15 protein-coding genes are annotated in these 17595 nt (G+C 73.8%); 6 read left to right on the forward strand and 9 right to left on the reverse strand.

Annotated elements, in window-relative coordinates:
• Positions 1 to 79: 79 nt before the first annotated feature.
• Complete coding sequence (locus tag MLUT_RS20495; RefSeq protein WP_012751056.1) at positions 80 to 1555, forward strand: TrkH family potassium uptake protein; 1476 nt, start codon at positions 80 to 82, stop codon at positions 1553 to 1555.
• Positions 1548 to 2225, forward strand: a complete 678-nt coding sequence (locus tag MLUT_RS20500) for a potassium channel family protein (protein WP_010080303.1) — start codon at positions 1548 to 1550, stop codon at positions 2223 to 2225. The genes MLUT_RS20495 and MLUT_RS20500 overlap by 8 nt, the downstream gene beginning before the upstream one ends.
• A gap of 15 nt (positions 2226 to 2240) precedes the next feature.
• Here MLUT_RS20500 and proC read toward each other — a convergent pair whose 3' ends face one another.
• Genes proC through topA form a run of 4 tightly spaced genes read right to left on the reverse strand, consistent with a single transcriptional unit; the run spans position 2241 to position 7820 of the window.
• A complete protein-coding gene (gene proC, locus MLUT_RS20505; protein ID WP_010080302.1) occupies positions 2241 to 3071 on the reverse strand; it encodes a pyrroline-5-carboxylate reductase in 831 nt (276 codons plus the stop codon).
• Positions 3068 to 3955: a sugar phosphate isomerase/epimerase family protein gene (locus tag MLUT_RS20510; protein ID WP_010080301.1), complete on the reverse strand. Its 888-nt coding sequence runs from the start codon at positions 3953 to 3955 to the stop codon at positions 3068 to 3070. The genes proC and MLUT_RS20510 overlap by 4 nt, the downstream gene beginning before the upstream one ends.
• Before the next feature lie 2 nt (positions 3956 to 3957).
• Positions 3958 to 4980, reverse strand: coding sequence for a Ppx/GppA family phosphatase (locus tag MLUT_RS20515; protein ID WP_010080300.1), 1023 nt, complete (start codon positions 4978 to 4980; stop codon positions 3958 to 3960).
• A gap of 5 nt (positions 4981 to 4985) precedes the next feature.
• Positions 4986 to 7820 (reverse strand): type I DNA topoisomerase, encoded by a 2835-nt coding sequence (topA, locus tag MLUT_RS20520; protein WP_010080299.1) that lies wholly within the window; start codon positions 7818 to 7820, stop codon positions 4986 to 4988.
• A gap of 400 nt (positions 7821 to 8220) precedes the next feature.
• Between topA and MLUT_RS20525 the strand changes: the two genes are divergently transcribed.
• Positions 8221 to 8868, forward strand: a complete 648-nt coding sequence (locus MLUT_RS20525) for a hypothetical protein (RefSeq protein ID WP_231936604.1) — start codon at positions 8221 to 8223, stop codon at positions 8866 to 8868.
• Between the two features lie 21 nt (positions 8869 to 8889).
• On the opposite strand, the gene MLUT_RS20530 is transcribed toward MLUT_RS20525, so the two are convergent.
• Complete coding sequence (locus MLUT_RS20530) at positions 8890 to 10566, reverse strand: DUF7059 domain-containing protein (protein WP_012751058.1); 1677 nt, start codon at positions 10564 to 10566, stop codon at positions 8890 to 8892.
• The gene (gene trhO, locus MLUT_RS20535; protein WP_010080296.1) at positions 10563 to 11492 is read right to left on the reverse strand and encodes an oxygen-dependent tRNA uridine(34) hydroxylase TrhO; all 930 of its coding nucleotides are present in this window, start codon (positions 11490 to 11492) and stop codon (positions 10563 to 10565) included. The genes MLUT_RS20530 and trhO overlap by 4 nt, the downstream gene beginning before the upstream one ends.
• A 208-nt stretch (positions 11493 to 11700) precedes the next feature.
• On the opposite strand from trhO, the gene MLUT_RS20540 reads away from it, so the two are divergent.
• Genes MLUT_RS20540 through MLUT_RS20550 form a run of 3 tightly spaced genes read left to right on the forward strand, consistent with a single transcriptional unit; the run spans position 11701 to position 16418 of the window.
• Positions 11701 to 13032, forward strand: a complete 1332-nt coding sequence (locus MLUT_RS20540; protein WP_012750828.1) for an ISL3-like element ISPfr3 family transposase — start codon at positions 11701 to 11703, stop codon at positions 13030 to 13032.
• 18 nt (positions 13033 to 13050) lie between these two features.
• The gene (locus MLUT_RS20545; protein WP_010080295.1) at positions 13051 to 13824 is read left to right on the forward strand and encodes a GNAT family N-acetyltransferase; all 774 of its coding nucleotides are present in this window, start codon (positions 13051 to 13053) and stop codon (positions 13822 to 13824) included.
• Positions 13821 to 16418 (forward strand): DEAD/DEAH box helicase, encoded by a 2598-nt coding sequence (locus MLUT_RS20550; protein WP_010080294.1) that lies wholly within the window; start codon positions 13821 to 13823, stop codon positions 16416 to 16418. The genes MLUT_RS20545 and MLUT_RS20550 overlap by 4 nt, the downstream gene beginning before the upstream one ends.
• Here the strand turns inward: MLUT_RS20550 and MLUT_RS20555 are convergent.
• Genes MLUT_RS20555 through MLUT_RS20565 form a run of 3 tightly spaced genes read right to left on the reverse strand, consistent with a single transcriptional unit; the run spans position 16334 to position 17443 of the window.
• Positions 16334 to 16777: an Rv3654c family TadE-like protein gene (locus MLUT_RS20555; RefSeq protein ID WP_012751059.1), complete on the reverse strand. Its 444-nt coding sequence runs from the start codon at positions 16775 to 16777 to the stop codon at positions 16334 to 16336. The genes MLUT_RS20550 and MLUT_RS20555 overlap by 85 nt on opposite strands.
• On the reverse strand, positions 16774 to 17217 hold the full coding sequence (locus tag MLUT_RS20560; RefSeq protein ID WP_010080292.1) for a TadE family type IV pilus minor pilin: 444 nt from the start codon (positions 17215 to 17217) through the stop codon (positions 16774 to 16776). The genes MLUT_RS20555 and MLUT_RS20560 overlap by 4 nt, the downstream gene beginning before the upstream one ends.
• Positions 17210 to 17443: a DUF4244 domain-containing protein gene (locus MLUT_RS20565; protein WP_010080291.1), complete on the reverse strand. Its 234-nt coding sequence runs from the start codon at positions 17441 to 17443 to the stop codon at positions 17210 to 17212. The genes MLUT_RS20560 and MLUT_RS20565 overlap by 8 nt, the downstream gene beginning before the upstream one ends.
• Positions 17444 to 17595 lie beyond the last annotated feature (152 nt).

A 17595-nucleotide genomic window follows, 5' to 3' on the forward strand; every position in this document is an offset into this window, starting at 1 on the left:
GCCCGCGTGACGCGCGGGCCACGGGGCGCGCGATACTGGGAGCCGGTCCGTTCCCCGTCCCCCGTGCAGGAGGTGCCCCGTGGCAGGTCCCCGTCCGACCCCGCACGCCCACCGCCGCGGCGGGGTGCGCCGGCCCGGCGGACTCCCCCGGCCCGGCCAGGCCTCCACGCTGGAGTCCTCGACCGACCTGCGCACGGCGCTGCGGCGCTCGGGCCGCGCCGTCAGCTCCGTGGTGGGCGGCTCCCCGGCCCGCGCCGCCCTCTCCGCCTTCGCCCTCATGGCCCTGGTGTTCACCGGGCTCCTCGCCCTGCCGTGGGCCGCGGCGGACGGCCACGCCACCCCCCTGCACGACGCCATGTTCACCGCGGTCTCCGCCTTCTCCGTGACCGGTCTGACCACCGTCAACACGGCCGTGCACTGGTCCCCCGCGGGCCAGGTGATCATCCTCGTGGCCATCCAGATCGGCGGCCTGGGCATCCTCTCGATGGCCTCGCTGCTCACGCTGGCCGTCTCCCGGCATCTGGGCCTGAGGTCGAAGCTGGCGACGCAGCAGGCGGGCATGACCTCCGGCAGTCTCGGCGAGGTCGGCCAGCTGCTGCGCGTCGTCGTCCTGACGGTGCTGACCGCCGAGGCCGCGCTGGCGCTCGTCCTCGTGCCGCGGTTCGCGGCCATCTCCGGCTCGTGGCTCACCGGCCTGTGGCACGGGGTCTTCTACTCGGTCAGCGCCTTCAACAACGCGGGATTCACCCTGCACGTGGACGGCCTGCCGGAGATCATGCACGACCCGGTGATCATCACGGTGCTCGGCGTCGGCGTGTTCCTCGGTGCGCTCGGCTTCCCCGTGGTCATGGTGCTGCTGGAGAAGGGGTGGCGGTTCCGGCAGTGGAACCTGCACACCAAGCTCACGGTCGAGGTGACGCTGACACTGCTGGTGCTCGGCGCCGTCGCCCTCTTCTTCTTCGAGGCGGACAACCCGGCGACCCAGGCCGGCATGGGCTTCTGGCAGCGGGTCGGGCACTCGCTCTTCGGCTCCGTGATGACCCGCTCCGGCGGCTTCGCGATCGACGACACGAACGCGCACCAGCCCGAGTCCCTGCTGCTCATGGACGCGCTGATGTTCGTGGGCGGCGGGTCCGCCTCCACCGCGGGCGGCATCAAGGTGACCACGCTGGCGATCATGTTCCTCGCGATCGTGGCGGAGGCGCGCGGCGACCGCGAGGTGACGGCGCACGGCCGCACGATCGCCCCCGAATCCCTGCGCGTGGCCATCGCGGTGCTCGCCCTCGGTGCCACCCTCGTGCTCGTGGCCACTCTGGCACTGGTGCACATCACCGACGAGTCCATCCAGCGGCCCCTGTTCGAGGTGATCTCCGCGTTCGGCACGTGCGGACTCTCCGTGGGCGTCTCCGCGGAGAGCCCACCGACCGGCAAGTACGTCCTGACGGCCATGATGTTCGCGGGCCGCGTTGGTACGATCACGTTCGCCGCCGCCCTGGCCCTGCGCCAGCGGCGCGTGCTCTACCGCTACCCCGTCGAGAGGCCGGTCATTGGCTGACACCCCGCAGCGCACCGATCCCAACGCCCCCGTGCTCGTCGTGGGGCTGGGCCGCTTCGGCGCCGCCACGGCCGAGGAGCTCGTCGCGCAGGGCCGCGAGGTGCTCGCCGTCGAGCGGGACCCCGTCCTCGTGCAGCGCTTCGCCCCCTCGCTCACTCACGTGGTGGAGGCGGACGCCACCGACTCCGAGGCCCTGCGCCAGCTCGGTGCGCAGGACTTCGCGACGGCGGTGGTCGGCGTGGGCACCTCCATCGAGGCATCGGTGCTGATCACCGTGAACCTCGTGGACCTGGAGATCCCCCACATCTGGGTGAAGGCGATCAGCGAGGCGCACGGCACGATCCTCAAGCGGATCGGGGCGAACCACGTGATCTTCCCCGAGCACGACGCCGGCGTGCGCGCGGCCCACCTCGTGAACGGGCGCATGCTCGACTTCATCGAGTTCGACGACGACTTCGCGATCGTGAAGATGTACCCGCCGGCCGAGTGCGTGGGCTTCACGCTCGCCGAGTCCCGCGTGCGCTCCAAGTACGGCGTGACCGTGGTGGGCGTGAAGACCCCGGGCGAGGACTTCACCTACGCGCAGCCGGACACCCGGGTGGGCCCGCGCGACACCCTCATCGTCTCCGGGCACACGGACCTCATCGACCGGTTCGCGGCCCGGCCCTGAGGCACACCGGAGCCGTCAGGCCCCGAACTCCTCGGCCATCTCCTTGTCGCGCTGCGCGGCCGCGTCCATGGCACGGTTCACGAGGTCGCCCATGCCGCCGTCCAGGAACGCCTCCACGGCCTTCTCAGTGGTGCCGTTCGGGCTCATCACGGCCTTGCGCAGAGCCTCGGCCCTGGCCCCCTCCTGCTGGAGCATGATGCCCGCGCCCTTGACGGTGGCCGCGGCCATGGCCTCGGCGGAGGCGGCGTCCAGTCCCATCTCCGCACCGTGGGCGGCGATCAGCTCGGCCAGCAGGAACACGTAGGCCGGGGCGGAGCCGGCGGTGGCCACCACGGCAGAGAGCTGCTCCTCGGCCACCGGCACCACCAGGCCGGAGCCCTCGAAGAGGGCGCGCACGGCGGTGGTCTGCTCCTCGGTGACGCCCGGCCCGGGGGCCATGCCGACAACGCCGGAGCCCACCGTCAGGGGCGTGTTCGGCATGGTCCGCACGATCGGCTGCCCCGCCGGCAGCACGGCGGCCATGGTGGCGGAGGTGACGCCGGCTGCCACGGACACCACCACGGCCTCGGGGCGCAGCGACGGCGCCAGGTCCGTGAGGGTGGCGACCATGTCCTTCGGCTTCACGCCCACCAGGACGATGTCCGCCTCGGCGACCGCGGCATGGTTGGCGCGTTCGTCCCGCTCCTGGGAGGTCACGGTGACGCCGTGCTGCGACGCGGCCTTCTCGGCGGAGGCGGCGGAGCGGGTGGTGGCGGTGACGTCCTCGGCGCGCACGGCGCCGGCCTCGAGGGCTCCGGCGAGGATCGCGCCGGTCATGGTGCCCAGGCCCAGGATGGTCAACTTCATGGTCGGCCCGTCTCCTTCGTGCTCGGGCGCGGGGCGCCGTCGTCGTCGTGGTGGTCGGTCCCGCCGGCGGCCAGATGCTCGCGCGCGAACGCGAGCGAGGCGGCCAGCTTCTCCTCGCGCTGGCCCGCGTACTCCACGCCGCGGGTGCCCACCTCCACGCACACCGCGCCGGCCAGGCCCTCGGTCGCCACGTGGCGCAGGGTCTCGGCCACGCGCTGCGTGCCCTCGCCGGGGACCAGGTGGTCGTCCTTGCCGGAGTCGTCGCCGTCGGTGAGGTGGACGTGCCGCAGCCGCGGGCCGAGCTCGCGGACGGCCGCCAGGGAGTCCGCCCGCGCGATGGCCGCGTGGGAGAAGTCCCAGCAGATGTGCTCGTACGGCTCGGGCAGCGGGTTCCAGTGCGGCAGGTACATCTTGGCCTCGCGGCCGTAGGCCCGCCACGGGTACATGTTCTCCACCGCGATCACGACGCCGGTCTCCGCCATCAGCTCGTGGATGCCCTCGGCGAAGCGCACCGCGTACGTGCCCTGCCAGCGGAACGGCGGGTGGGCGACCACGGTGGCCGCGCCCACGGCCTGCGCCAGCTCGACGGAGCGGCGGATCTTGGACCACGCGGAGCCCCAGACCTGCTGCGTGAACAGCAGAGTGGGCGCGTGGATGGAGTCGATGGGCATCCCGTGCCGCTCGGACAGCCGCGCCAGCCGCCGCGCGTCCTGGCTCCACGCGTTGTGCGTGACCATGACCTCCACGCCGTCGTAGCCGAGGTCCTCGGCGGTGGCGAACACGTCCTGGGTGCCCAGGGGGAACACGGACGAGGAGGACAGGGTCACGGGGATGTCCGCGCCGAAGCGCACCGCGGGGGCCAGGTGCACGGTGGAGTCCGCCATGGTCAGCGCACCCCCAGGCTCAGTCCCGGCAGGAGGGTGTCCGGGTTGAGGTTCACGTGGCCGACACCGGGCAGGCCGTCCCGGGTGAGGTGGCCCTCGAGCATGAGCGCGTCGAGGCGGTTGAGGATCAGGCCCTCACGCAGCGCCCACGGGCAGATCTCGAGCTGGGCGATGCCGAACGTGCGCATGGCAGTCAGCGCGACGATCGCCCCCGCGAACACCTGATGCGCGCGCACGTCCGAGACGCCGGGCAGCTCCGCCCGCTCCGCGATGGTCATCGCCGCGAGGCGGTTCACCCACAGGTGCAGGTCGTCCGCGCGCAGGTGCCGCTTCACGAAGGGCCCCGCCGCCGACGGCGCCGCCCCGGTGATCCGGGCGAGGGAGCGGAACGTCTTCGAGGTGGCGGTGACCACCACGGGCGACTCGATGCGCGGGAAGGCCGCGTACGCCTCCTCGAGTCGCTTCTCCACGTGCTTGCGGAGCTTCTTCACCGCCTTGGGGCTGGGCGGGTCCTCGGGCACCCAGTCGCGGGTGAGGCGGCCGGCGCCCAGCGGCAGGGACAGGGCGTGCGAGGGCAGCTCGTCCTGGCCGTAGGCGATCTCGAAGGAGCCGCCGCCGATGTCGAAGTTCAGGATGGAGCCGGCGTCCCAGCCCTGCCAGCGGCGCACGGCGAAGTACGTCATGGCCGACTCCTGGTCCCCCGTGAGCTCGGAGAGGTGCACACCGGTCTCGGCCTGCACGCGGGCCAGCACGGCGGCGCCGTTCGCGGACTCGCGGATCGCCGAGGTGCAGAACGAGATCATGTCCTCCGCCCGGTGCTCCTCCGCGAACGCGGCGGCCTCACGGACGAAGTCCACGAGCTCCCGCTGTCCCTCCTCCGTGATCGCCCCGTCGGCGTCCTGGTAGCGGATCAGCGGGAGGGAGCGCTTGTGCTCCGCGTAGGCGACGGGGCGGGCCCCCGGGTGGGCGTCCACGAGCAGCAGGTGGACGGTGTTGGAGCCGATGTCCAGGACACCGAGGCGCATGGCGCTCAGGCCTTCTTCCGCGCGGTGGTCTTCTTGGCCGGGGCCTTGCGCGCCGCCGGCTTCTTGGCACCGCCGCGGGTGGCCGGGCCCTTGGCACGCTTGTCCGCGAGCAGCTGGTAGGCCTCCTCCGCCGTGAGCTCCTCGGGCTGGCGGTCGCGCGGGACGGTGATGTTGGTGACCCCGTCCGTGACGTACGGGCCGAAGCGGCCCTCCTTCACGGTGACCTTCTTGCCGGAGACCGGGTCCTCGCCGAACTCGGCCAGCGGCGGCTTGGCGGCCCCGCGGCCACGCTGCTTCGGCTGGGCGTAGATCTCGAGGGCCTGCTCCTGCGTGATGCTGAAGATCTGGTCCTCGGACTCGAGCGAGCGCGAGTCCGAGCCCTTCTTCAGGTAGGGCCCGAAGCGGCCGTTCTGGGCGGTGATGACCTCGCCCTCGGCGTCCGCGCCCACGACGCGCGGCAGGGACATCAGCTGCAGCGCCTGCTCGAGGGTCACGGTGTCCACGGACATGCTCGTGAAGAGGGAGCCGGTGCGGGGCTTCTCCTTGGCCGGCTTCTTCTTCGGCTTGGGCTTGCCGTTCTTGTAGTACTCGGTGGGCTGGGCGTCGAGCCAGGCCTGCAGCTCCTCCTCGGTCATCTCGGGGATGACCTCGGTGACGTAGGGCCCGTAGCGCCCGTCCTTGGCGACGACGGTCCGGCCCGTCTCCGGGTCCGTGCCGAGCTCGCGCTCGGAGGGCCGGGCGGTGGCGAACAGCTCCTCGGCCTTGGCCGGGGTGAGCTCGTCCGGGGCCAGGTCCTCGGGGACGTTGGCGCGCGGCGGGGTGGCGCCCGCCTCCGCGTCGGCCGGCAGCGACCGCTCCAGGTACGGGCCGTACTGGCCCACCCGCAGGGTGATGTCCTCGGTGATCGGCAGCGAGTTCACGGCCCGCGCGTCGATCTCGCCGAGGTTGTCCACCACGTGCTTGAGACCCTCGACGCCCTTCTCCGTCTCCGCGGCGGGGGCCCCGAAGTAGAAGGTCTGCAGCCAGGCCTCGCGGCCGAGCTCGCCCGCCGCGATCCGGTCGAGGTCGTCCTCCATGCGGGCCGTGAAGTCGTAGTCCACGTACGTCGCGAAGTAGTCCTCGAGCAGTCCGATCACCGCGAACGCGGTCCACGACGGGACGAGCGCGGTGCCGCGCTTGGACACGTAGCCGCGGTCCATGATCGTGGAGATCGTCGGGGCGTACGTGGAGGGACGCCCGATCTCGCGGCGCTCCAGCTCGGCGACGATCGACGCCTCGGTGTAGCGGGCCGGCGGGGAGGTCTCGTGCCCGGTGGCCTCGATCGGGTCACCGGTGAGGCGCTCGCCCTGGGCCACCTGCGGCAGGCGGCGGTCCTTGGCCTCCGCGTTCTCACCGTCGACCTCGGCGTCCCGGCCCTCCTCGTACGCGTCGAGGAAGCCCTTGAACGTGATGACCGTGCCCGAGGCGCTGAACTGCGCGAGGCGGCCGTCCTGCGCGGCGGCCGAGAGCCGCAGCGTGGCGGTGTAGCCCTTGGCGTCGGCCATCTGCGAGGCCACGGTGCGCTTCCAGATCAGCTCGTACAGGCGGAACTCGTCCGGGCGCAGCTCGGCCTTGACCTGGGCCGGCGTCCGGAAGGAGTCCCCCGCGGGCCGGATGGCCTCGTGGGCCTCCTGCGCGGTCTCGTTGCGCTTGGCGTAGACGCGCGGCTGGGCCGGCACGGCGTCCGCCCCGTAGAGCTCGGTGGCCTGGCGCCGGGCGGCCTGCACGGCCTCCTGCGAGAGGTTCACCGAGTCCGTGCGCATGTACGTGATGTAGCCGTTCTCGTACAGGCGCTGGGCCACCTGCATGGAGACGCGGGAGCTCATGCGGAGCTTGCGGGCGGCCTCCTGCTGCAGCGTGGAGGTGGTGAAGGGGGCGGCCGGGCGGCGGGTGTACGGCTTGTCCTCCACCGAGTCGACCGTGAAGTCCGCCCCGCGCAGACCCTCGGCCAGCGAGCGGGCGCCGGCCTCGTCCAGGTGGGTCACCTTCTTGCCGGCGGAGGCCTTGAGCCGCCCGGCGTCGTCGAAGTCGCGGCCCGTGGCCACGCGCTCGCCGTCCACCGTGCTGAGGCGGGCCGTGAACGAGCTGCCCACGGCGTCCGCGGCCTGTGCGCCCTCGGCCACCGTGAAGGTGCCCTCCACGCCCCAGTAGTGGGCGGAGACGAAGGCCATGCGCTCCCGCTCGCGCTCGACGACGAGGCGGGTGGCCACCGACTGCACGCGGCCCGCCGAGAGCCCGCGGGAGACCTTGCGCCACAGCACCGGCGAGAGCTCGTAGCCGAACAGGCGGTCGAGGATGCGGCGCGTCTCCTGGGCGTCCACGAGGGCCGTGTCCAGCTCACGGATGTTCTCCAGGCCGCGGCGCACGCCCTCCTGGGTGATCTCGCCGAAGGTCATCCGGTACACCGGCACCGTGGGCTTGAGGGTGTCCAGCAGGTGCCAGGCGATGGCCTCGCCCTCCCGGTCCGCATCCGTCGCGAGGTAGAGGGCCTCGGCGTCCTTGAGCTCGCGCTTGAGCTCCGTGACCTTCTTCTTCTTGTCCGGGTGCACCACGTAGTACGGGGTGAAGCCGTGCTCCGTGTCCACGGCGAACTTCCCGAACGGGCCCTTCTTCATGTCCGCCGGCAGGTCCGAGGGCTTGGGCAGGTCACGGATGTGCCCCACGGAGGAGTCCACCACCCAGCCGGAGCCCACCGCGTTGAGGTACTTCGCGATGGACTTGCTCTTGGCCGGGGACTCCACGATGACCAGCTTCTTGCCCTCGGGCACGGAAGCGGTCACGGAAGCGGGGGGAGTGGACAACGGGTCCTCCTGGGATGGGATTGCTGCGGATCCGGGGCCGACGCGAGCCGACCCGCGTCCACCGCGGGCGGACGTCCCCACATCGTAGGGCGCGTGGACCACGATAACGCCCGGAGCCTGACAGGCCCCTGGGCGGGCCCGTCCGCCGGACACGGGCTCGGGTCCTCCTGTCCGCCTCCGGACGCTCAGCCTATGCTCAGGCCATGCATCCTCGTCGGTCCCGCGCCACGTCCCACACGGTCCAGGGTGCTGCCCAAGTCGCCCAGTCCGCACGCTCCGGCCTCAGGCCTGTGGGTCCGGAGAAGGACAAGTCGGGCTCGGGCAGGTACTGCCACTACCACGGCAACAACCGCAAGCCCGAAGGCATCCACGCGTTCTACGGCGTGGCCGGGCAGGGGACGTGTTGACCGCCCCGGGGTCGACGGCGGACCTCGTCCGCCGCTGGGAGTCCGCGGCCCGGCCGAACCCCACGGCGACGGACGTGGGCTCCCTGCTGGAGGAGTGCTACCGCGCGAGACCTCTGGCACGCGAGATCCTCTCGGGCGGCCATCTGCAGCACGACGAGGAGCTGCGCAACCACACGGAGAAGGTCCTGTGGACGGTCACGGACACCGTCACCCTGCTGCACTTCGCCCGGCACGCCTTCGGCTCCCTCGACGCGTATCTCCTGCACCTCGAGTCGGAGCGGGAGGACGCGGACGCGGCAGCCGAGTGGGACGAGGGCGCCGAGCGCGCCGACGTCGCCTACTGGACAGGGCTGGAGAGTCAGGTCCCCGAGGAGGACCACCCCTACGGGCTGGTCCTCACCCAGCACGCACTGGGTCAGCGCGTCACCGCGATCCTCGAGGTCGAGGACGGGGCAGTGACCGGCTTCAAGGTGGAGGGCGTGCTCGGGCAGATGGTGGACGAGCACCTCGAGGGACTCGTGGGCTTCCCCGAGCCGGACCCGGACTTCGGCGAGGCCGTGCCGGTGATGCGCCGCGGGGATCCCGACGACGAGATGTTCGTGCGCCATCTGCGCCACGCTGCGCGGCTCGGCTTGATCTGAGGTGTGGGCCGGGCCGTCCGCTCAGCCCTCCACGAGGAACCCGTCCTCGTACAGCTCCCGCAGCGCGGCCAGCAGGCCGGCCCGCCCGGCGTCGTCGAGCTCCAGCAGCGCGGCGACCGCGCCCACCAGCTGCCCCACGGACAGCTCGCCGTCGCTGGCCGAGAGCACGCCCGCCGTCGCGGTGTCCAGGCGCGCCACGCGCCGGAACCCGGAGCCCTGCCGGGCCAGGATCACCTCGGGGTGCTCCGCCCCGAACCGCTGGTGGCGCTCCTCGGTCACGTCCGCGGCCACCCGCAGGTGCAGGCCGCGCAGGGCGGCCAGGGCCGGGTCCCCGACGGCGTCCCCGGCCCCGGCGCCCGCGGCGAGCCGGTCCCGGCGGGCGACGGCGGCGGCCCACGCCCCGCCGAGGGCCTCGTCCACGGGCTGGGTCAGCTCCTCGGCGACCACCCACCCCCGGCCCTGGGAGCCGTCCGCGGTGGGCCGACGCAGCCACACGTGGCCGAAGCCGACCCCGGCCACGCCGCGGGCGTCGAAGTCCTCCAGGTACCCGCGGTAGGCGGCCTCATAGGCGGGCGGGTCGAGCTCGAGCGAGGAGTCCTGCAGCCACGTCTCCGCGTAGCCCGCGGGGTCCTGCCGGTCGCGCTGGAGGAACCAGGCCTGCATCCCCGGCGCCACCCATGAGCGCGGGCGCGCGTCCCAGGGTGCGGCGTCGGCGTCGGCGGTGTCCCCCGCCGGGATCTCCCAGTTGGCGAGCAGCTGCGCGGTGCCGCCCTCGGCGAGCACGTCCGGCAGGGCCGCGATCAGCTCCGCGACGATCCGGTCGCCCTCGCGGCCGCCGTCGCGGTAGGTCAGCACGGGCGCGGCCGGGTCCGTGCGCGGGGTGATCACGAACGGCGGGTTCGAGACCACGAGGTCGAACCGCTCCCCCGCCACCGGCGCCAGCAGATCGCCGGCCGCCAGCCGGACCCGGTCCTCGAGCCGCTCCCGGTCGAGGCCGAGCACGTCCGCGTTGAGCAGCAGGTTGAACCGGGTGAAGGCCAGGGCACGCTCGGAGAGGTCCGTGGCGGTGACGTGGTCGGCGTGGGCGAGCAGGTGCAGGGTCTGGATCCCGCAGCCCACCCCCACGTCGAGGGCGCGGGCCACGGGACGGCGCTGCGTGGCGCCGGCGAGCGTGGGGGAGGCCCGGCCGACGCCGAGCACGTGCTCGGGAGGCAGCGGGCCGCGCCGCTGCAGGGCCGTCAGGTCCGAGGCGATCCACATCCGGCCCGGCTCGTCCGCGTCGTACGGCGAGAGGTCCACCGCGCCGCGCACGCGCCCGTCCGGCCCCTCGACGACGAGCCCGGCCGCCACGGCCCCGGCCAGGCCGAGGCTGGGCAGCGCGGCGTCGAGGTCGGCGGCGGGGACGGGGTCGCCGAGCAGCCAGGCCCCGACGGCGGCGGCGAGGCCCCGCGTGCCGTGCCGGTCGCCGGGGCCGGCTGCGTCGTCGTGCCGGCCGGGGCCCGCCAGGTGACCGGCGACGACGCGGCGGGCGGCCTCGGCGTGCTCGCGGTCCAGGGCGAGCGTGGCCACGGGTCCGAGCAGCCCCTCGACGGCGGCGGTGGTGAACGGCAGGGCCGCCAGGTCCGCGGCGAGGGCCACGGCCGTGGCCGGGGTCAGCCGCGGGGCGGGGGGCGACGGGGGTGTCGGGACGGGACTCATGCCTCGGTCCTCTCGGCGGGGTGGGGGCGGTGGACGCAGACGGGGCAGCGGCGCTCGGGGTCGTCGGCGGCGCAGGCCGCGCAGCGGACCTCGAGCGTGGTGCAGGCCGGGTCGGCGCAGTTGCGCAACGCCGAGGTCGGTGCCTCGCACGTGACGCACCGGCCGATGGTCTCGGCATCGGCGGTGAAGCGGGTGGACAGGCGTCGGTCGAACACGGCCAGCTCGCCCCGCCACAGTCCGGCGTCGCCGCGGGCCTCGCCGTAGCGGACGATGCCGCCGTCGAGCTGGTAGACCTCGGCGAAGCCGCGGTCCTTGAGCAGGGCGGAGAGGACCTCGCAGCGCACGCCGCCCGTGCAGTAGGTGATCAGCGGCGCGTCCTTGAGGTGGTCCAGGGCCCCGGAGTCGACGGCGGCGAGCAGGTCGCGGGTGGTGTGCGCGTCCGGGACCACGGCCCCGTCGAAGCAGCCGATGGCCGCCTCCACCGTGTTGCGGCCGTCGAGGAAACGCACGGGGTTCGCGGTGCCGGCGCGCTCGGCGACCAGCGCGTCCACCTGGACGGGCGTGAGCCGCTCCCCCGTGCCGACGACGCCGTCCGCGTCCACGGTGACGCGCTCGGGGGCCCCGAACGCGACGAGCTCGGGCTTGACCTTGACGGAGAGGCGGGGGAAGTCCGCCGCCGAGCCGTCCGACCACTTCACCTCGAGGTCCCGGAACGCCGGATGCTCCCGCGTGCCGCGCACGTAGCGCTTGACCGCGTCGACCGGTCCGCCGACGGTCCCGTTGATCCCCTGCGGCGACACGATGATCCGGCCGGTCAGGCCGAGGGACGCGGCGAGCGTGCGCTGCCACAGCCGCACCGCCTCGGGGTCGGCGAGCGGGGTGAACCGGTAGTACAGCGCGATGCGGGAGAGGGGGGCGGTGCTCATCGAGGTCCAGGCTAGTGCGCAGCCCCGGACGTGACGGCCGTGAGGGGCGGACGGGGCCTGGCCCGCACCGGCCACACGCCTTACCCGGCTCTTCCCAGATGAGGGTGTAGCGCACGTCGCGCGGCGGGCCGGCGCGTCGGTGGCCGGATAGAGGTCGAGGTCTCCCGAGGATGAGAGCTCCTACACACTCAGCCCGAAAGACCTCGACGTGCACGACGCTACCGTCGGCGGGCGCGCTGATGCGTTCGCCAGCCCCGACCTGACTGCCTTCTGCCGCCTCGACGAACTCGGCCTCGTTGTCACCGGGCAGCGACTCGAGCCGGATCGTGCCGTATTGGCCTGTCAGGTGGTCGAGCCCGACCAGTGGTGCCGGCGCTGCGGCTGCGAAGGGAGACCACGTGACACCGTGGTCCGACGGCTTGCCCACGAACCACTGGGCTGGCGGCCCACGACGCTGGAGGTCGTCGTGCGCCGTTACCGCTGCAGCGGCTGCGGGTATGTGTGGCGCCAGGACACCACCGCCGCGGCCGAGCCCCGGGCCAAGTTGTCTCGGCGCGCTCTGCGGTGGGCGCTGGAAGGGATCGTGGTCCAGCACCTGACCGTGGCTCGGGTTGCCGAGGGGCTCGGGGTGGCCTGGGACACCGCCAACGACGCCGTTCTGGCCGAGGGCAAGCGGGTGCTGATCGACGAGGAGCACCGCTTCGAGGGGGTGAAGGTCGTCGGGGTCGATGAGCACGTGTGGAGGCACACCCGTCGCGGCGACAGGTACGTCACCGTGATCATCGACCTCACCCCAGTGCGAGATGGCACCGGCCCGGCACGGCTGCTGGACATGGTCGAAGGACGCTCCAAGCAGGCGTTCAAGACCTGGCTGGCCGACCGCCCGCAGGACTGGCGCGACGGCGTGGAGGTGGTCGCGATGGACGGCTTCACCGGGTTCAAGACCGCCGCCGTCGAGGAACTGCCCGACGTGGTGACCGTGCTAGATCCCTTCCACGTCACGCGCCTCGCTGGCGAGGCGCTCGATGAGTGCCGACGGCGAGTTCAGCAGGCCATCTGTGGGCACCGCGGCCGCAAGGGCGACCCGCTCTATGCCGCCCGCCGGACCCTGTCCACCGGCGTCGACCTGCTCAACGACAAGCAGAAGGACCGACTGGACACCCTGTTCGCCGACGACGCCCACGTCGAGGTCGAGGTCACCTGGAGCGTCTACCAGCGCATGATCGCCGCCTACCGCCACGAGAACCGGCGCCACGGCCGCGAGCTGATGGCCCGGCTCATCGACTCGATCAGCACCGGCGTCCCCAAGGCCCTGGTCGAGATCACCAAGCTCGGCAGGACGCTGAAGAAGCGCGCCGCCGACGTCCTGGCCTACTTCGACCGGCCCAGCACCTCCAACGGGCCCACCGAGGCGATCAACGGCAGGCTCGAGCACCTGCGCGGCTCGGCGCTGGGGTTCCGCAACCTGACCAACTACATCGCCAGATCCCTGCTCGAGACCGGCGGGTTCAGACCCCGACTACACCCTGGATTCGGATGAGCCCCTTACCCTTCAGACATGACTGAGCATCTGGATCCGGCACTGGTCGACATCTGGTTCGCGGCCTGGTCGCGATCGCGCGGCTACCGCACGAGCCAGGAGGCGGGGCGACGCGCGGCCCTGCGCACCCCTCGCCCCGCCCGCATGATCCCCGGCGGCTCCGGCCGCGCCACGGTGGACGTGCCGGCCACGTGGGAGCACGTGGTGGTGAACCCCTCCCGTGCGGAGCTCGAGGACCTGCGCGAGGCGCTGCGGGACCAGGAGCAGATCCTGCTCACCGTGTTCGGCGACGCCGGCGAGGACCCGAAGGCCATGGGTCTGAAGGCCCAGACCGAGCCGGAGCGCTTCATGACCATGGACATGGACCCCGAGCTGCAGGACGTCGAGCCCCCGCTGCTGCCCGAGGGCTATGAGGCCCGCGTGGACCAGCCGATGGAGGGCAGCCGTCGCCTGCGCATCCTGGCCGTCGGCGCCTCGACCGTGTCCGAGGGCGAGGAGGAGCTCGCCGCCCTCGGCTGGGTCACCGAGGAGGACGGCACCGCCGTCTACGACCGGATCTGGACGTCCCCGAACCACCGTCGCCGCGGCCTCGGCTCCCTCGTGATGCGCTACCTCACCTCCGAGGTCATGAGCGAGGGTGAGATCAGCCGCGGCCTGCTCGTCGCCTCCCCGGACGGCCAGAAGCTGTACAGCCACCTGGCCTGGACCGACCTCGGCCCCGTGTCCATCTGGGGTCGCGGCCTGGCCGAGGACAACCCCACCGCCGAGCACACCGGCACCATGGGGGCGTGACCGGCCACCTCCCGGAGCACGATCCCTGGGCGGATCCCGCGGGCGGCTGGGGGCCGCCCGGCACGGCGGACGCCGCGCCGCCCGTCGACGACGCCCCGGACTTCTCCGGACCGGAGCCGCAACCCGTCGGTGCGGTGGTGGCCGACGTCGTGGCAAGGCTGTCCGTCACGGCACCTGGCGACCTGCACCCGGACACGCCGGCGGGGGCCGGACTCCGTGCGACGCTGGGCCGGACCGAGCTACCCGAGCAGATCCGCCACGTCACCGAGCTGCCCGCCCGGCAGGCCCGGCACACGGGCTGGCCCGCGGACGCGCCGGAGGGCCTGGTCAGGGCGTTCGCGGCGCGCGGCGTCGAGCGGCCGTGGCTGCACCAGGTGCGCGCCGCGACCCTGGCCGGCGCGGGGACGCACACCGTGCTCGCCACGGGCACGGCGTCGGGCAAGTCGCTGGGCTACCAGCTGGCGGTCGGCACCCGGCTCGCCGCCGACCCCCGGGCCACCGCGCTCTACCTCGCCCCCACCAAGGCCCTCGCTGCGGACCAGCTGACCTCCTGGCGCGCCCTCGAGCGGGACGGCGCCCCGGGGCTGCGCGCGGCCCCCTACGACGGCGACACCGCACCGCAGGACCGGATCTGGGCCCGCGAGCATGCCACCGTGCTCATGACCAACCCGGACATGCTCCACGTGGGGATCCTGCCGCACCACGAGCGGTGGGCCGCGTTCTTCCGGAATCTGGCGTTCGTGGTGGTGGACGAGTCGCACACGTACCGGGGCGTCTTCGGCTCGCAGGTGGGGATCCTGCTGCGTCGGCTGCGGCGCATCGCCACCCACTACCGCGGGGACCGGCCGGAGACCGTGTTCATCGGGGCGTCGGCGACGTCGGCGGATCCGGCCGGGCACTTCGCCCGACTGATCGGGGCGCCGGCCACGGCCGTCACCGAGGACGCGTCCCCGCACGGGGCGGTCACGGTGGCGTTCTGGGAGCCGGAGCTGACAGACCGCCGGGGCGAGAACGGCGCGCCCGTCCGCCGCTCGGCGATGGCCGCCGCCGCCGACCTGGTCACGGACCTGGCCCTGCAGCAGGTGCGCACGCTGGCGTTCATCCGCTCGCGGCGCGGGGCTGAGGCCATCGCCAGCGCGGCCAAGCGGCAGCTCGAGGAGGTCGAGCCGGGGCTCGGCACGCGGATCGCGGCCTACCGCTCGGGCTACCTGCCCGAGGAGCGGCGGGAGCTGGAGGCGGACCTGCGCTCGGGTCGGCTGCTGGGCATGGCCTCGACGCCGGCGCTGGAGATGGGCATCGACGTCGCGGGGCTGGACGCCGTGGTGGTGGCCGGCTGGCCGGGCACCCGCGCGTCGTTCTTCCAGCAGATCGGCCGCGCCGGGCGCGGCGGCCAGGATGCGCTCGCGTTCTTCGTGGCCTCGGACGACCCCCTGGACACGTTCGTGGTGGACCACCCGGAGGCCGTGTTCGACCTGGGCGTGGAGGACACCGTGGTGGACCCGGAGAACCCGCACCTGCTCGGCCCGCAACTGTGCGCGGCCGCCGCGGAGCTGCCGATCACGCCCGAGGCGTTCGGCTGGTTCGGGGAGCCGGAGCGGGTGCGCGCCCTGCTGGACGTGCTGGTCGAGCAGGGGCTGCTGCGCCGTCGGCCGGCCGGCTGGTTCTGGACGCACCCCGAGCACGCCGCCGGCATGGTCTCCCTGCGGGACGACGGCGGCGGCCCCATGGACATCATCGACGCCGAGTCCGGCGCCCTGCTGGGCACGATGGACTCGCCCCAGACCCACTACCAGGCGCATCCCGGCGCGGTGTACGTGCACCAGGACCGCACGTACCTCGTGGAGGAGCTGGACGAGGACGCGCACGCGGTGGTCGTCACGCGTGCCTGGCCGGACTTCACCACGCAGGCCCGGGACGTCACGGAGATCGAGATCGTGGCGGTGCACCGGCGCCTGGACGCGCGCGAGGGCACGCTGCGCTGGTGCCTCGGGGATGTGCAGGTCCGCACCCAGGTGGTGTCCTTCCAGCGCAAGGCCCTGGTCTCCGGGGAGGTGCTCGGTGAGGAGCCCCTCAACCTGCCGGCGCGGGACCTGTTCACCTCGGCGGTGTGGTTCCAGGCGGCCTCGGACGAGCTCATCGCCGCGGGACTGACCACGGATCGCCTGCCCGGCGCCCTGCACGCGGCCGAGCACGCGATGATCGGCATGATGCCGCTCGTCGCCTCGAACGACCGCTGGGACATCGGCGGCGTCTCGATGGTCCTGCACCCGGACACCGGCTCCCCCGCCGTGTTCGTCTACGACGGCCGGCCCGGCGGGGCGGGCTTCGCCGAGCGCGGCTTCGAGCAGGCGCGGCGCTGGGTCGAGGCGACGGCGGGGGCCATCGCGGCGTGCGAGTGCACGGAGGGCTGCCCGTCCTGCGTGCAGTCCCCCAAGTGCGGCAACCGCAACAGCCCGCTGGACAAGGCCGGCGCGCTGACCGTCCTGCGGTTCCTGATGGACCACGCCGATCACCTCGTTCCGGCGGACGCCTCGACCGACGGCTCGGGCGGCGGCGCCTCCGGCGGGTCCGCGGACCCGGCGCCCGGGGCCTGAGACCGCGGCGGACCCGCGACGGCGTCGGCCGTGGCCGCCGGCAGCGGGGCGCGGGCGAGCTCGACCGCGACGCGCACCGTCCCGTCCTCGCGCGCCTCGCACGCCACGACTGCGGCCCCGTTGCGTTCGGCGGTCCGCCCGGCCAGGACGCACGGCTCGTGGTCGGAGAGCCCGCGCCGGGCGTCGGAGGCGGCGAGCGCCGCCAGGTCAGCGGCCCCGGCCGCCCGGGCACCGGTGACCGAGGCCTGCCCCAGCGCCGCGACGGCCAGCAGCAGCCCCGCCCCCAGGGCGGCCGTGCCCAGGACGGACACGGTGCCCGAGCCGCGTTCGCCCCGCACGGGCGCCCTCCCGCAGGTCATGACCGGTCCTCCGGCCCGGCGGCGGGCGTTCCGGGCCGCTGCTCGGGGGCGGCGGCGTGCGCGGTGAGAGTGAGGGCCTCGGCCCAGGCGAGCGGCCCGGGGCTGGGCTGGACGACCTCGACGGTCACCCAGCCGCCCTCGACGGTGTGCGAGAGCGAGGCGTCGTCGCCGGCCATGCGCGCCACCGCGTCGCGGGCCGCCGCCTCGTCGTCGCCCCGGGCGAGGATGCGGGCGGCCGACGCCGCCGCGTCCTGACCCCGCACCTGCTGCACCGCGGCTGCGCCGGCCAGCAGGACGGACACGAGCACGAACGCGATCACGGGCAGCAGCACCGCGTACTCGGCGGTGACGGCCCCGGTCTCGCCGCCCCGGGACCACCCCGCCGTCCGGGCGCCCGTGCGGCGCGCGGACGGCGGGGCGGAGGTCGGGTGCTCAGTCACGCTGGAGCGCCCCGGAGACGAGGTCCACGAGCAGCGACTGCACGTCCGGGCTGGTGAGCACGACGGCCAGCACGCCCGCGAAGCCCACGGCGGCGAGCGTGAGGATGCCGTACTCGGCCGTGATCGCGCCGGTCTCCTCGCCCGCGGCGTCGACGACGCGGGCGAGGCGGTCGCGGTCGCTCGGGCGGGTGACGGCGGGCTGGGCGGTGTGGGAGCGGTGGGTCATGGTGGTCCTCCTGGAGTGGGCCCCGCGGTGCGGGGCGGTGATGACGGCCCGGCCGGGCCGCTGGTCCCAGGCTGGCCCGCTCGGGGGCTCGCGCGCCGGGGGCGGCGCGGATCCGGGGATGGGCCGGGGCGATCGGGGCCCTGTGCAGGACC

This window comes from Micrococcus luteus NCTC 2665, from assembly GCF_000023205.1.
Taxonomy (GTDB): Bacteria; Actinomycetota; Actinomycetes; order Actinomycetales; family Micrococcaceae; genus Micrococcus; species Micrococcus luteus.